Source organism: Leeia speluncae (assembly GCF_020564625.1).
Taxonomy (GTDB): Bacteria; Pseudomonadota; Gammaproteobacteria; order Burkholderiales; family Leeiaceae; genus Leeia; species Leeia speluncae.
In genome coordinates this window covers 239,235-252,676 of sequence record NZ_JAJBZT010000004.1, presented here as the reverse complement: position 1 = coordinate 252,676, position 13,442 = coordinate 239,235, and the positions used below count along the sequence as shown (strand labels likewise).

General features: G+C 44.7%; 13 protein-coding genes. 6 read left to right on the top strand and 7 right to left on the bottom strand.

The window, feature by feature from the left end:
• The first annotated feature begins 242 nt into the window (after positions 1 to 242).
• The 6 genes from flhB (at position 243) to LIN78_RS09070 (ending at position 7,856) form a co-directional block, all read left to right on the top strand.
• Entirely contained in the window at positions 243 to 1,376 is a 1,134-nt protein-coding gene (flhB, locus tag LIN78_RS09095; protein WP_227180483.1) for a flagellar biosynthesis protein FlhB, read from the top strand.
• 197 nt (positions 1,377 to 1,573) lie between these two features.
• A complete protein-coding gene (gene flhA / locus LIN78_RS09090) occupies positions 1,574 to 3,646 on the top strand; it encodes a flagellar biosynthesis protein FlhA (protein ID WP_227180482.1) in 2,073 nt (690 codons plus the stop codon).
• Between the two features lie 81 nt (positions 3,647 to 3,727).
• Positions 3,728 to 5,440: a flagellar biosynthesis GTPase FlhF gene (gene flhF, locus LIN78_RS09085; RefSeq protein WP_227180481.1), complete on the top strand. Its 1,713-nt coding sequence runs from the start codon at positions 3,728 to 3,730 to the stop codon at positions 5,438 to 5,440.
• A gap of 11 nt (positions 5,441 to 5,451) precedes the next feature.
• Positions 5,452 to 6,339 carry a MinD/ParA family ATP-binding protein gene (locus tag LIN78_RS09080; protein WP_227180480.1) on the top strand — a complete coding sequence of 296 codons (888 nt, stop codon included), beginning with the start codon at positions 5,452 to 5,454 and terminating at the stop codon, positions 6,337 to 6,339.
• Between the two features lie 27 nt (positions 6,340 to 6,366).
• On the top strand, positions 6,367 to 7,101 hold the full coding sequence (locus tag LIN78_RS09075; RefSeq protein ID WP_227180479.1) for an RNA polymerase sigma factor FliA: 735 nt from the start codon (positions 6,367 to 6,369) through the stop codon (positions 7,099 to 7,101).
• Between the two features lie 5 nt (positions 7,102 to 7,106).
• Positions 7,107 to 7,856: a flagellar motor protein gene (locus LIN78_RS09070; protein WP_227180478.1), complete on the top strand. Its 750-nt coding sequence runs from the start codon at positions 7,107 to 7,109 to the stop codon at positions 7,854 to 7,856.
• A gap of 8 nt (positions 7,857 to 7,864) precedes the next feature.
• Here the strand turns inward: LIN78_RS09070 and LIN78_RS09065 are convergent, their stop codons facing one another.
• The 7 genes from LIN78_RS09065 to LIN78_RS09035 form a co-directional block, all read right to left on the bottom strand.
• Positions 7,865 to 8,431 carry a flavin prenyltransferase UbiX gene (locus LIN78_RS09065; protein WP_373307749.1) on the bottom strand — a complete coding sequence of 189 codons (567 nt, stop codon included), beginning with the start codon at positions 8,429 to 8,431 and terminating at the stop codon, positions 7,865 to 7,867.
• Between the two features lie 52 nt (positions 8,432 to 8,483).
• Positions 8,484 to 9,098: a surface-adhesin E family protein gene (locus tag LIN78_RS09060; protein ID WP_227180476.1), complete on the bottom strand. Its 615-nt coding sequence runs from the start codon at positions 9,096 to 9,098 to the stop codon at positions 8,484 to 8,486.
• 2 nt (positions 9,099 to 9,100) lie between these two features.
• Positions 9,101 to 10,018, bottom strand: coding sequence for an RNase adapter RapZ (gene rapZ, locus LIN78_RS09055; protein WP_227180475.1), 918 nt, complete (start codon positions 10,016 to 10,018; stop codon positions 9,101 to 9,103).
• Positions 10,008 to 10,958 (bottom strand): HPr(Ser) kinase/phosphatase, encoded by a 951-nt coding sequence (gene hprK, locus LIN78_RS09050; RefSeq protein WP_227180474.1) that lies wholly within the window; start codon positions 10,956 to 10,958, stop codon positions 10,008 to 10,010. Before hprK ends, rapZ begins: the two co-directional genes overlap by 11 nt.
• A 2-nt stretch (positions 10,959 to 10,960) precedes the next feature.
• Positions 10,961 to 11,413 carry a PTS sugar transporter subunit IIA gene (locus LIN78_RS09045; protein WP_227180473.1) on the bottom strand — a complete coding sequence of 151 codons (453 nt, stop codon included), beginning with the start codon at positions 11,411 to 11,413 and terminating at the stop codon, positions 10,961 to 10,963.
• Positions 11,414 to 11,633: 220 nt separating this feature from the next.
• A complete protein-coding gene (gene hpf, locus LIN78_RS09040; RefSeq protein ID WP_227180472.1) occupies positions 11,634 to 11,969 on the bottom strand; it encodes a ribosome hibernation-promoting factor, HPF/YfiA family in 336 nt (111 codons plus the stop codon).
• A 47-nt stretch (positions 11,970 to 12,016) separates the two neighbouring features.
• Positions 12,017 to 13,441: an RNA polymerase factor sigma-54 gene (locus LIN78_RS09035; protein WP_227180471.1), complete on the bottom strand. Its 1,425-nt coding sequence runs from the start codon at positions 13,439 to 13,441 to the stop codon at positions 12,017 to 12,019.
• Position 13,442: the final 1 nt, after the last annotated feature.

The following is a 13,442-nucleotide window of genomic DNA, read 5'->3' as shown; positions in this document are numbered from 1 at the left end:
GTTTGTAGTGAATATGAAATAATTAATATCAAAGAGCCAAAACACCCATCTATTACGTTTACTAATAGTAGTATTTATAATAGTTAGCAAATTAAGTTTATTTTTAACCGAGTAACAACCACTACATACCACAATGTAGTAGCAAAATTGCAGAGATTATTTTTCGCACTCGCACAAGCAAGGTATGATGTCGACGTTGTAGCCAACACCTCCAGATTAATCCCCATTATTCAGATGCGATCATGGCAGAAGACGACGACGACAGAACGGAAGCCGCCTCCGGCAGGCGAATAACCGAAGCCCGTAACAAAGGCCAAGTTCCCACGTCAAAAGAGCTGAGTACTTTCCTTGGGCTTGCGGGGGGGGTGATCGGACTAATTATATTTAGCGATCGGCTTATTCAAGCTTTTAAACAACTTCTCATCAATGGATTAACATTTGATTGGAAGTTAGACCAGCAAACGTCACAGATGACGGAAAATTTGCTGCGTAAATCGATGGATATGCTCATCGCTTTTGCGCCATGGTTAGGCGTGGTTGTGCTCGCCGCAATTATTGGACCATTTCTATTGCATGGCTGGCTTTTCACTTTCACCCCCCTCGCTCCTGATCTAAAAAAACTAAACCCACTCAATGGGCTAAAGCGCATGTTTGCGCTCAGTAGTTTAGTCGAACTATTTAAAGCGGTTCTCAAATCAAGTTTAATCGGCGGAATTGCTATTTTGGCGCTTTGGCACGAAAGAGATGTGCTAATTGAACTATCTAGAATGGAATCAGCGCTCGCTTACGCAACAGTTTGGTCTATTGGCATCAAAATTGTCTTGTACGGCATACTTGGCATGCTCTTAGTTGCTGCCGTAGATGTTCCTTACCAAATCTGGCAATACTATAAAAGTATGCGGATGACTAAACAGGAAGTGAAAGACGAAGCGAAAGAAGCGGAAGGGAACCCGCAGATCAAAGGAAAAATCCGCGCCCTACAAAGAGAGGCGGCTAGACGTCGCATGATGAAAAATGTGCCCACAGCGAGTGTAATTGTTACCAACCCGACGCATTACGCTGTCGCCATTTTATATAACGACAAAATGGAAACCCCTAAAGTCGTTGCGAAAGGAGCATCTCTAATCGCAGAACGAATCATAGATATAGGAAAAGAAAACAAGGTCCCGGTGTTACGTACACCACCTTTTGCACGGGCTTTGTATAAACACGCAGAATTAGAAGCAGACATCCCTGCTCCATTATTTACCGCTACAGCGGAAATTTTTGCATACTTATATCATTTAAAAGTGTATGAACAGTCTGGCGGTAGCACACCGATTCTACCGACTAAACTATCTATTCCAGAGGATATGATTCCTCCTGGTGAAGATTAAGACCTATATTGAATACCGGATAAGCAAACCAACTTAGTTTCCAAGTTGCATTATTCACGACAGGCAGGATGCATCTACAGCCTTAGTGATTGATTTTAGCGTTGATAGAAGAAAATTCATTTATATCATCCGTCATATACGTTAACTTCCGTTACAATAGGCGGTTATTTATTTGAGTGAACATAGTTAATTCAGACATGCCAAAACTGAATCTGAGCAAACTTGCCGGCCCTATCTTAATCATCATGATTCTTTCCATGATGATTTTGCCGTTGCCTTCGCTCATCCTCGACTTCTTATTCACCTTCAATATCGCTATGTCGATTATTGTGCTGATGGTCTCGTTGTACACGATGAAACCATTAGAGTTCTCGGCCTTTCCAACGGTACTGCTACTAACAACCCTACTTCGACTTTCCCTCAACGTGGCATCAACTAGGGTCATTTTGCTGGACGGCCATACTGGACCTGATGCAGCAGGTAAAGTGGTAGAAGCGTTTGGTCATTTTCTTGTTGGTGGCAATTACGCCATTGGTATCCTTGTTTTCATTATCTTAGTTGTCATTAACTTTGCCGTTATCACCAAAGGTGCAGGCCGTATTGCTGAAGTGAGTGCGCGCTTTACTTTAGATGCGATGCCCGGTAAGCAGATGGCAATTGATGCGGATTTGAATGCGGGTTTAATTGGAGAAGAAGAAGCGAGAAAACGTCGGACGACTATTGCTCAAGAAGCCGAATTCTTTGGTTCCATGGATGGTGCGTCTAAGTTCGTTCGTGGTGATGCCGTCGCCGGTATTATCATTATGCTGCTCAATGTGATCGGTGGCTTATTTGTAGGGATGCTGCAACATGACCTAGCCTTTGGTGATGCAGCGAAGACTTACACACTATTAACCATTGGTGACGGTCTAGTTGCACAGATCCCCTCGCTAATTATTTCAACCGCAGCAGGTATTGTGGTTACCCGCGTAGATACAAATGAAGATATCTCTACGCAAATGCTTGGACAGCTTTTTAAGCGTGGACAAGTGCTTTATATCACAGCAGGTTTGCTAGGCCTGTTTGGCATTATTCCCAATATGCCGCACATGGCTTTCTTAGTGTTTGCAGCGGGTATTGCAGCAATCGGTTATCAATTAGACAAACGAGCAAAGGCAGAAGCCTCAAAGCCAGCGCCACCTCCTCCCGCACCAACAGCAGCGGCTGTACCTGAGGTTAGCTGGGCAGACGTTCAGCCAGTGGACATGATTGGGTTAGAGGTCGGTTACCGCCTAATTCCTTTAGTGGATCGAAACCAAGATGGAGAGTTGCTCAGAAAAATTAGAGGCATTCGAAAGAAAATTGCTCAAGACCTGGGTTTCTTAGTCCCGGCGGTTCACATTCGGGATAATCTAGAACTAAAACCAAACACCTATCGCCTCGCCTTAAAAGGGGTGGAAGTAGCTGAGGGTGAAGCATTCACCGGTATGCTGCTTGCTATTAACCCTGGACGCGTTCACGGACAACTCACAGGCACGCAGACTAAAGACCCAGCTTTTGGCCTACCTGCGGTATGGATCGATGCCAATAAACGTGAAGAAGCGCAAATGCTCGGCTATACCGTTGTAGATACGAGTACCGTGATTGGCACGCATTTATCGAACGTCATTCAAAGCCATGCGGCAGAGTTGCTAGGGCGCGAAGAAGTGCAACAGTTGCTAGACCATGTTGGCAAACAGCATCCAAAACTAATTGAAGACCTCATCCCCAAAGTCATTCCACTTGGTATTCTTCACCGCGTACTACAAGGGTTACTATTAGAAGAGGTACACATCCGAGATATGCGTACCATCCTAGAAACACTGGCCGAATGGATTCCCAAGCAACAAAATCCAGAAGAATTAATTGGGCACGTACGTGTAGCACTTGGTAGAGCAATTGTTCAGCAAGCCTATAGTGGCTTTGGTATTAAAGATACTGACGCTCTGCCGGTGCTGGCGCTCGACCCTAATTTAGAGAATATTTTATTGCAAGCCACTCAAACTAAAGGGGCTGAAGGCGCAGGATTTGAGCCTAGTCTGGCTGACAACCTACTCCAGCAGACAGTCAAAATTGTGCAGCAAAGAGAGCAATCTGGTCAGCCGTCTGTACTAATGGTCCCAGGCCCATTACGAGGAATTCTCTCTCGATTTTTACGTCGTGCAATCCCTTCGCTAAAGATACTCTCGCACTCAGAAGTGCCTGACACACGCTCCATTCAGGTCGTAGCGATCATTGGGGGGCGAGGCTGATGATCAATTTTCGTGACATTTCCATATTCAATCAGGGTTGGCCTCTTCCGGTAAGCCTCCCGATCCGTTACAGTTAGGAATATGGTGGTTAGAAAATTTTACGGAAATAATACGAGAGAAGCCCTTCGTCAGGTGCGTGATGCACTTGGCCCGGATGCGCTCATCCTATCAAACCGTCAAATGCCTGGTGGCGGCATTGAAATTATGGCAGTTGCGGATACAGATGTTGCTGTATTAACCAACACGCCTGCATCACCTGTGGTTAACGGACACACTCACCAAGGGAATGTTCATCTTCCTGATAACTACTCCAGCAACGGCAATTACAACGCCACACCAACACCGGTAAGGACAAATGGACAACGCCAAAATGGCTATCCAGAGACTAACCAACAGAATAATGAATACGCACGCCCCGACTGGCCACAAGTTACTCGGCCGCGTGGTCGTGCACCTCAAACATCCTATGAAGACGAGCCGTTCCTAATTTCTCATACCAGAAATGGAGGAAGCAGGGAGTCTCGTCCACTTGAACCGGCACCGAGCCATCCAAACAGTCATCCGTTTACAGACGCACGCCAGAACTACCCACAGCAAAACTACCGCTCAGCTGAACCTAGTTTTGAGCAAAACAATTATGAAGAGCCCGTTGCGCCGAGAAATAATGGCACACGTTATGTCGCACCAGAGCTATTCGAAGAACCACAGCAAAGACAACCCAATCGCCAGAGTACGCAAGAAAGCAATACAGAAACACCAAACTTAGCGACAGAAGCTATTTTACAAGAAGTAAAAATGCTACGCGCCTTAGTGGAAAGCCAGTTAGCAGGCTTTGCTTGGGGAGACCTGACACAGCATCATCCAGAAAAACTGGAGATGCTCAGACGTCTGCTTGCCGCAGGCTTTAGTCCTCGCCTATCTAGGGAGTTATTAGATAGACTACCGGACAATCAAACGCCAGATACTGCTGCAAAGTGGATTAAAAATGCCCTCTTTCATAATCTAAAGTCTACAACACCAGATAATGAGATTATCGACCGAGGTGGGATTTTTGCCTTAGTTGGGCCAACTGGTGTCGGGAAAACAACGACCGTAGCCAAGCTCGCGGCTCGTTTTACACTGAGATACGGGCCTGATGAGGTGGCCTTAATTTCAACGGATAGTTACCGTATTGGGGCGCATGATCAATTAAGAATTTACGGCAAGATTCTAAATGTCCCGGTTGTATCAGTAAAAGATGAAGATGACCTTCAACTAACGCTTGCGGACTTAGCCTCTAAGCGCCTTATCCTGATTGATACAGTTGGGATGAGTCAGCGTGACCAGCGTGTAATTGAACAAACCAATATGCTGGCGGGTCGTGGTTTACCCATCTCCAGAATTTTGTTATTAGCAGCCAATACGCATGCCGCAACACTAGATGATGTAGTTCGTCGATACATTGGTGAACAGCGCCAGTCATTGACGCATTGCATTTTAACCAAGATTGATGAGGCGACTAGCCTAGGCGCTTCTCTAGATGCCATGCTCCGACATCGTTTAACACTGTGTTATGTTACCAATGGACAGCGTGTTCCCGAAGATTTACACCTTGGCAATCCACTCTACCTGCTAGATAGAGCATTCAAGAGTCTAGCCGATGGCGATACCTTCCAGCTAAAGGGTGATGAGTATCCGCTATTTATGGCAGCACAACCAAGCAGCCAACAACCCGAGTCTGTCTCGCCGAGTGTTCGCCGCAATCCGCGAGAGCCACTCATCAGCGCTAGCGTCTTACGCTCCAATCGAAAATAAGCGAGCCTTCAATGGATTCGTCCTATTTTCAACAACAAGATCAAGCCAGTGGTCTGCGTCGCTTATTTCATTCACAGCAACCTCGTAGTATTAGCTTTATCGGTGGCAGAGGGCGTATAGGCAAAACCAGTATTGTGATTAATATTGGCGCAGCACTTGCTGCCCAAGGGAAAAGGGTCTTGCTGATTGATGAATTTACCGGCAATGGCAATATTAATCATCGGACAGGTGGAAATGATCAATTTGAAGTGGCAGATGCTTTTTATGGCAGACAATCGATTGGGCAACTGATCTCCCCTATCCAAGAAAATTTATACTTATTGTCCTTGCCACTCACGACAAGAGATATTGCACAGCTTCCCTTCGAACAGGAAAAAAAGCTAATTAATGAGTTTGAACAGATTGTTCAAGATATTGATTTTCTGCTAGTTGATGCTAGACCACTTTCATCACCAAATCAGCCAAGTATGGCACTCGCTACCAATGAACGTGTCATTGTGCTGGCAGATCGTGCAGAAGCCATCACTGATGGTTATACATTTATCAAACTATTATCAAGTCACTTTGCAAAACATGATTTTCTATTGCTAATGAGTCGAGTCCAAGACTTAGATGCGGCGAGAAAATTATTTGCAAGAGTGGCACAAGTTGCCAGTCGCTTTACTAAGGCGGAATTACGGATGCTTGGCTTTGTACCTGAAGACGAATGGTTGCATAGAGCAAACCATATGCTTCATCCAATTCTCCCTGCGTTCCCAGATGCCGATGCAAGTCAGGCCTGTTTACAACTTGCAGAAGCCTTGATTCGCCTGGAACCTGATCAAACGCAAATAGCAGGCAGTTTTATGCAGAGATTGATCGCTAGCTATCGGGCATTTTTACCTTCTGTATTACAATGAATTAACTTCTGGCATATCAGGACTTTCATGTATAAGCAGGATCAGAAACAGCAATTACTCAATCGAATTGATCAGCACGCTGGGCTAGTCAAGAAAATTGCACATCATCTGATCATGAGATTGCCACCTAGCGTTGAATTAGATGACCTTATTCAAGTTGGCATGATGGGATTAATGGAGGCGGCACACCATTTTGATGCCAGCCAAGGCGTTCAGTTTGAAACGTTTGCGAGCCAGCGAATTCGAGGCGCAATGCTAGACGAGTTGCGAGGGCAAGATTGGCTACCTAGACAAGTTCGACGCCAATTAAAAGAAGTCGAACAAGCAATGCACCAGTTAGAGCACCAACTAGGCAGATCTGCCAGTGAAAAAGAAATTGCTTGTCATATGGGCCTTCCTCTTGAAGAACTTCAAAAAACAATAGATGATGGTAAAGGTCATCAATTAGTGTATTTAGAAGACTTTGCTGACGGCGATGATCATGGCTTACTCGACATTCTAATGCCAGATCATGAAGCAGATCCTGATCGCATTATTGAAAAAGACAACTTCCGAAAAGCCCTTGTCAATGCTATTACCAATTTACCAGAACGAGAAAAATTGCTAATGGCACTCTACTATGAGCAAGAACTCAATTTAAAAGAAATTGGAGAAGTGCTAGGCGTTAGCGAATCTAGAATTAGTCAACTACATACACAGGCCATTAGCCGGATTCGCAGCAACCTTACAGAATGGCTAACGCCATCCCGAACAGGACATTAAGCCGCATGAAATTTGATTTAATTAGCATTGGGGGCCTCTCTCTCGCCCTACTTGCCATTTTAGGCGGACAATTCTTAGAAGGTGGACATCTCGGTTCATTACTTCAACTGACTGCATTCATGATTGTTATCGGCGGCACGCTTGGTGCCGTTATGCTACAGAGCTCACTTTCAGTGTTTGTTCGTGGCTGTAAAATGCTCAAATGGGTATTTAAAACACCTATTCATAACTTTGAGCAAATGGCACATGATTTGGTAGCATGGAGCCAACTAGCTAGACGTGGCGGCCTGTTAGCCCTGGAGTCTGCAATGGAGGAACAGCAAGATCCTTTTATTCGCAAAGGACTGCAAATGCTAGTAGATGGTGTAGAGCCTCCAGTTCTTCGTTCAGCGCTATGGATTGATGTCAATGTATACGAAGAAAAGCTAAAGAAAGCAGCAAAGGTTTGGGAGTCTGCTGGCGGCTACTCGCCAACCATTGGCATTTTAGGGGCGGTACTAGGTCTAATCCACGTAATGGAAAACTTGTCAGACCCATCAAAACTGGGAGCAGGCATCGCAGTTGCTTTTGTCGCAACCATCTATGGAGTTGGTTCTGCGAACTTATTCTTTCTTCCCGCTGCCAACAAATTAAAAAGCATTATTCAAGAAGACATTATGTTGCGCGAGATGTTTATTGAAGGATTGACGGCAATAGCAAACGGTGAAAATCCGCGCATCATTGAAGCGAAGATGAAAGGTTACTTTGAAGCCTAAGCCTAAAGTTAACGCTCACCCCATCGCTGAATAATCTCATGCGGCACAGACAAGTGATCTAATATTCTTGCAACCACAAAATCCACCATCTCCTCAATCGTTGTAGGATGATGATAAAAACCTGGCGATGGCGGCATGATAACAACACGTTGCTTGGCCAGCGTTAGCATATTTTCTAAGTGAATCACCGAAAAAGGCATTTCCCTTGGCACAATAATGAGAGGGCGTTGCTCTTTCAACATCACATCTGCCGCTCGCTCGATTAAATTATCGCTCATGCCATGGGCAATCGCAGCTAAGGTACCCATGCTGCATGGACACACGACCATGGCATCAGCAGGATTTGAACCACTTGCAACCGGTGAAAACCACTCTTCCCTGCCAAAGACTTTCACTTGATCTGATTTACCATGGTATTGCTGGATTAGCCATTCAGCTAACTGATCTGTTTTAGCTGGGATTGCTAAATCTGGTAGTTCTTGACGAATCACCACTTGTGCCGCTTGTGAAGTCAGCACATACACTCTTGCACCAGCGGAGATCAAGCACTCAATGAGTCTCAGCGCATAAGGCATTCCCGAAGCACCCGTCAACGCGACACAAACCGTGAAAATGGAAGATGTACGACTATTGGGTAACACGTTTCTCTCCATTACCAGGAATCATAATCATGTCATCACCCAATAATACAGGAAGCCCCTGTGAAGAAGCCGCCTGCTCTTTTTGAATCGCAGGTGGTTTAGGCACAACCGGAACCGTTGGTTGCTTTGCTTGCGGTGCTTTGCTTTTGGCCTTGTTACTGATTACAGGAGCAGACGCAATATTTTCCTGAGCTTGCGGAATTGTGACGGGCGGAACCATCGGACAAAGCTTAGTGGAAAATGCATCGCCTATCGTATCCGGTACGATTGGAAGCATTTCACCATCTAATCCATTTGCTCGCTCTACCACCCTATTTTGTGCATCATATAGCAACCAATCTAACAGTTGCAGAGTGTGCTTTCGGCAATTAATTCTTTCTCTGTATAAACCTAGCGTTACATTTCCTTGCGCCCTAGCAATAGGGATTGAAAACATAATTCTTCGCCAGTAAGTCACTTCTTCTGCTTCAAATGACAGCTTGCTAGCATCATAAGCATGTTGGTTGGCATCTCCTAATGTGCCGACGGATAGCCAGTTTGCAGCCTTGGCATTACACGCCAGTATGAAGAGTACGCCAAACCATTTAGACAATTTCATCATGTCTATTTAGTCGGCAAGGAACGATAATCTTGTTGTTCCCGATGGCGAATTAACACTTTATTCGCTCCAGAAAAATAGGCTGCCAACTCTTCCACCAGAAACACCGAACGGTGCTGCCCACCAGTACAGCCGATTGCAACGGTGAGGTAACTCCGATTTTCTTCAACAAATGAAGGCAACCATTTCTCTACAAATGCTTGGATATCGGCTTTAAAGGCAATGACGGATGGTGTATTACTTAAGAAGTCTGCCACCGGCTTATCTTTGCCTGTCAGCGGCCTTAATAATGGATCGTAGTGAGGATTAGGCAATGCTCTCGCATCAAAAACCAAATCCGCGTCTAACGGTAAGCCATGTTTGAACCCAAATGATTGGAAAATTAGCGTTAATTGGCTTTTTTCAACACCAACCACCAGCTTTACCCAAGTTCGAAGCTGGTTCGCTTTCATATCACTTGTATCGATACGATGCGCACCAGACACCACATCGGCTAACTGCTCACGTTCTAGTTCAATACATTCAGCAACCGTTAGCTCCCCATGGGAGAGTGGGTGCTTGCGTCTTGTTTCTGAAAATCGCTTTACCAAAATTTCAGAACGGGCCTCTAAAAACAATAGGCGCACATCGACACCGGCGACTAAAAATGCTTGCAGATACTCAGGCAAAGAAGACACGCTTTGCCCACTGCGTGCATCAATACTAATCGCAGCTTTGCGATAACCTTGTACGGATAAAAACTCTGCAATTTGAGGGAGGAAATGCGCGGGTAAGTTATCTACGCAGTAATAACCGGAGTCTTCTAATACAGCTAGCGCCACACTCTTCCCTGAACCAGAAATGCCAGTTATTAGCACTAATTGAAACGGTTCGTTAGATTGATTCAGGTTAAGTGGCGGTCTTGCCGTCAGATTAGAGGTCACTTTGCTCTTCCAACATCTTTTGTTGTCGCTCAATAAACTCACGTGTGCTATCAATGCCACGTAACTGGAGAATATAGGCGCGCACAGCGGTTTCCACCAATACAGCCAAGTTTCGACCTGCGGCAACAGGCAACATCACTTTACGAACAGGTACACCCAAAATATCTTGTGTTTGAGCATCCATTTCCAAGCGGTCTAACGCGGCCAAGTTTTCACCACTTGCCTTCTGCAAATGAATAATTAACTTGAGCGTTTTTCTTGGACGAACAGCCGTTTCACCAAACACAGTCCGAATGTTTAAGATACCAAGACCGCGTACCTCGAGAAAATCTCGTAATAATTGAGGGCAACGACCTTCTAGTAACTCCGGAGCAACACGATAAAACTCAACAACGTCATCGGCAACCAAGCCATGTCCACGACTAATCAGGTCGAGCGCTAATTCGCTCTTACCCATCGCAGACTCGCCCGTAATTAACACACCAACTTCCAATACATCTAGAAATACACCATGCAAAGCAGTTGATACCGCTAAGGCCTTTGCCAAATATCCGCGCAACACATCCATCAAGTATGGACTGTGTTCAGGAGAAGAAAAAAGAGGCACGTGATGCTTTTCACAAAACTCCGCCAGAATAGGCGGTACTTGCTCACCATTGGCGACTATCATCGCGGCCATCGGGCTCGCGAACAATCGGGTGATTGATGCGTGTAAGGAAGGGAAATTCAGACTTCTTAGGTATTCCATTTCGGCAATACCTAAGACTTGTATTCGGTTTGGGTGGATAAAGTTTAAATGTCCAACTAGTGCTAGCGAAGATCTATCTGCTTCATCATCGTTAGAGATTACTTTTTCTGCAGCACCAAGGCCAGCAACCCAAACGATGGCAAGTTTATCTCTATTATCATCAAATAACTGCTGAACACTTATCTGGGGCATAGTTATACTTGTCCACCTAGTAATTCAAAAAGTTTTGCAGGATCAGTCTCAATTAACAATTGCTCTCTTAGCGTACGGCTACAAAATAATTCAGCCAATTCACCAAGAATTTGTAAATGCAATTCACTCGCATGATCAGGAACTAGCAAGACAAATAACAAACGAACAGGTTTGCCATCTGGGGCATCATACGGAATAGGCTCTTTTAATCGGACAAAGAAACCAGCCGCCTCTTTCAGTCCCTTGATGCGTCCATGCGGAATGGCAACACCTTGGCCTAATCCTGTAGACCCTAATTTTTCCCGATCAAATAAAGCATCGTAGACTTTGCTTCTAGCAATTTGAAAATCATTTTCAGCAACTAGCCCAACTTGCTCAAAAATGCGTTTCTTACTGCTAACATCTAGATCAAGAAAAACATGATCCACAGTGAGAATTTTGCGAATAAAACTCATACTTTTCATCCTGCAGGCGTATTCTGTTTTTTATTTCCTACGACTGCGGCATCGATAATTCTGTCAATATTCAGCTATACCTTAACTACAGTATAGACCTTAGCGGAAACAGATTATACATAGAAAAACAGCGAGACATCAGAGTCTCGCTGTTTTTACGCAATAGATGATTCATTCTCATGCGAAAACAAATTAACCATCGCATTTTACCGTTGAAACTTTATTCTTCGGCCAGTTGTTCATTCAAATGACGGTGACCACCTTCATGACGCTTTTCTGAACGTTTTTCCTTATGTTTAAGAACCAAACGGTCTAACTTATCAATCAATGCATCAATAGCAGCATACAAATCAGCATGAGTTGATTCTGCAAAAATGTCATTTCCACGCACATGCAAAGTTGCTTCTACTTTCTGCACCAGTTTCTCTACAGTCATGATGACATTGATATCAATAACATTGTCAAAATGACGAGTGACCTTGGCGAGCTTTGTTGTCATGTATTCACGGATAGCTGGGGTAATTTCCAGATGATGGCCGCTCATGGTCAGATTCATGGTGTTTCTCCTGTATTAACACGAATACCGCTATTTTGGTTATTTCGTTACAACGCTTTGCGTAAGTTTACTGGAGGGATTTGCATTGCTTCGCGATACTTAGCTACGGTTCTTCGCGCAACAATAACCCCTTGATTGGCAAGCATGTCAGATAACTGACTATCACTTAGTGGTTTGTTTGAATCCTCCGCTTGAATCAACTGCTTAATCAGTGCCCGTATTGCTGTTGCAGAACAAGCACCACCAGTGTCTGTATCTAATCGACTACCAAAAAAGTACTTTAGTTCAAAAATTCCTCTAGGGGTCATCATATATTTTTGATTAGTAACCCGAGAAACCGTCGATTCATGCAAATCTAATTCATCAGCTATCTCTCTTAATACTAGCGGAGACATGCCAACTTCGCCATATTCAAAAAATTTTGCTTGTCGAGCAACAATTGCCCGAGTAACACGCAATATGGTTGTAAACCGTTGTTGGATATTCTTAATCATCCAGCGGGCTTCTTGCAACTGTTCTTGAAGCCCTTTTCCATCTCCACCGCGCTGTCGCCCTAATATATTGGCATACATTTGATTAACACGGATTTTTGGTACAGCGTCACTATTAAGATGCGCTACCCACTGACCTTTTTCTTTGACGACGATCACATCTGGGACGATATAGGCTGCTTTTTCTTCTGAAAATGCCCGTCCTGGTCTAGGATCTAATCCAGAAATGAGTGATTGCGCCTCTCTGAGTTGATCATCGTTTGTGGTTAGCCTCTTTTTTAATTTAGTGTAATCCCTTGCGCCTAACAAGTCCAAATGTTGTGTAACAATTGTTCGGGCTAGTTTTACCATTGGTGAATCCGGCATACGTAGCAATTGCAAATCGAGACATTCGCTCAGATTTCTCGCACCGACACCTGCGGGATCAAAATGTTGAACATGATGAAGGGCAATTCGCCACTCCTCCTCTTCAACCGCCTCCTCCCAGTCTTCTGGACACATGGCAGCAAGCTCTTCCCACTCAGAAGCGAAGAAACCATCATCATCTAAGGATTCAATCACTAAAAAGGCGAGGAGTTTATCTCTATCCGATAGATGCATCTCACCTAATTGCGCAATGAGGTGTTCACGTAAGGAAGGATGTATCTCTACCTGATCGCCCGCCGGAATCTCTTCGTCATCATCACTGCTGCCAGAGGATTGCTGCCAGCTAAGCTCATCTAGCGCCTCTCCAGCAGCCTGCCACTCTTCTGTATTTGTTGAGTCAGTCGCACTACTCTCGCCAGCCTCAGCGTAGCTAGATTCATCTCCATTGCCAGACTCAAATCCATCAACCCTTTCAAGTAGTGGATTTAACTCCATAAACTGCTCTAACTCTTGTTGCAGATCTTGTGTAGATAACTGCAACAATCGAATAGATTGCTGCAGCTGAGGGGTCAGCGTGAGTTGCTGAGAGAGTTTGAGCTGTAAGCCTGGTTTCATG

Bases quoted from the DNA above. Each gene is read 5' to 3' on its own strand.
- flhB (WP_227180483.1), top strand. From the start codon at position 243: ATGGCAGAAGACGACGACGACAGAACGGAAGCCGCCTCCGGCAGGCGA.
- flhA (WP_227180482.1), top strand. From the start codon at position 1,574: ATGCCAAAACTGAATCTGAGCAAACTTGCCGGCCCTATCTTAATCATC.
- flhF (WP_227180481.1), top strand. From the start codon at position 3,728: ATGGTGGTTAGAAAATTTTACGGAAATAATACGAGAGAAGCCCTTCGT.
- LIN78_RS09080 (WP_227180480.1), top strand. From the start codon at position 5,452: ATGGATTCGTCCTATTTTCAACAACAAGATCAAGCCAGTGGTCTGCGT.
- LIN78_RS09075 (WP_227180479.1), top strand. From the start codon at position 6,367: ATGTATAAGCAGGATCAGAAACAGCAATTACTCAATCGAATTGATCAG.
- LIN78_RS09070 (WP_227180478.1), top strand. From the start codon at position 7,107: ATGAAATTTGATTTAATTAGCATTGGGGGCCTCTCTCTCGCCCTACTT.
- LIN78_RS09065 (WP_373307749.1), bottom strand. From the start codon at position 8,431: ATGCCTTATGCGCTGAGACTCATTGAGTGCTTGATCTCCGCTGGTGCA.
- LIN78_RS09060 (WP_227180476.1), bottom strand. From the start codon at position 9,098: ATGATGAAATTGTCTAAATGGTTTGGCGTACTCTTCATACTGGCGTGT.
- hprK (WP_227180474.1), bottom strand. From the start codon at position 10,958: ATGCCCCAGATAAGTGTTCAGCAGTTATTTGATGATAATAGAGATAAA.
- LIN78_RS09045 (WP_227180473.1), bottom strand. From the start codon at position 11,413: ATGAGTTTTATTCGCAAAATTCTCACTGTGGATCATGTTTTTCTTGAT.
- hpf (WP_227180472.1), bottom strand. From the start codon at position 11,969: ATGAATCTGACCATGAGCGGCCATCATCTGGAAATTACCCCAGCTATC.
- LIN78_RS09035 (WP_227180471.1), bottom strand. From the start codon at position 13,441: ATGAAACCAGGCTTACAGCTCAAACTCTCTCAGCAACTCACGCTGACC.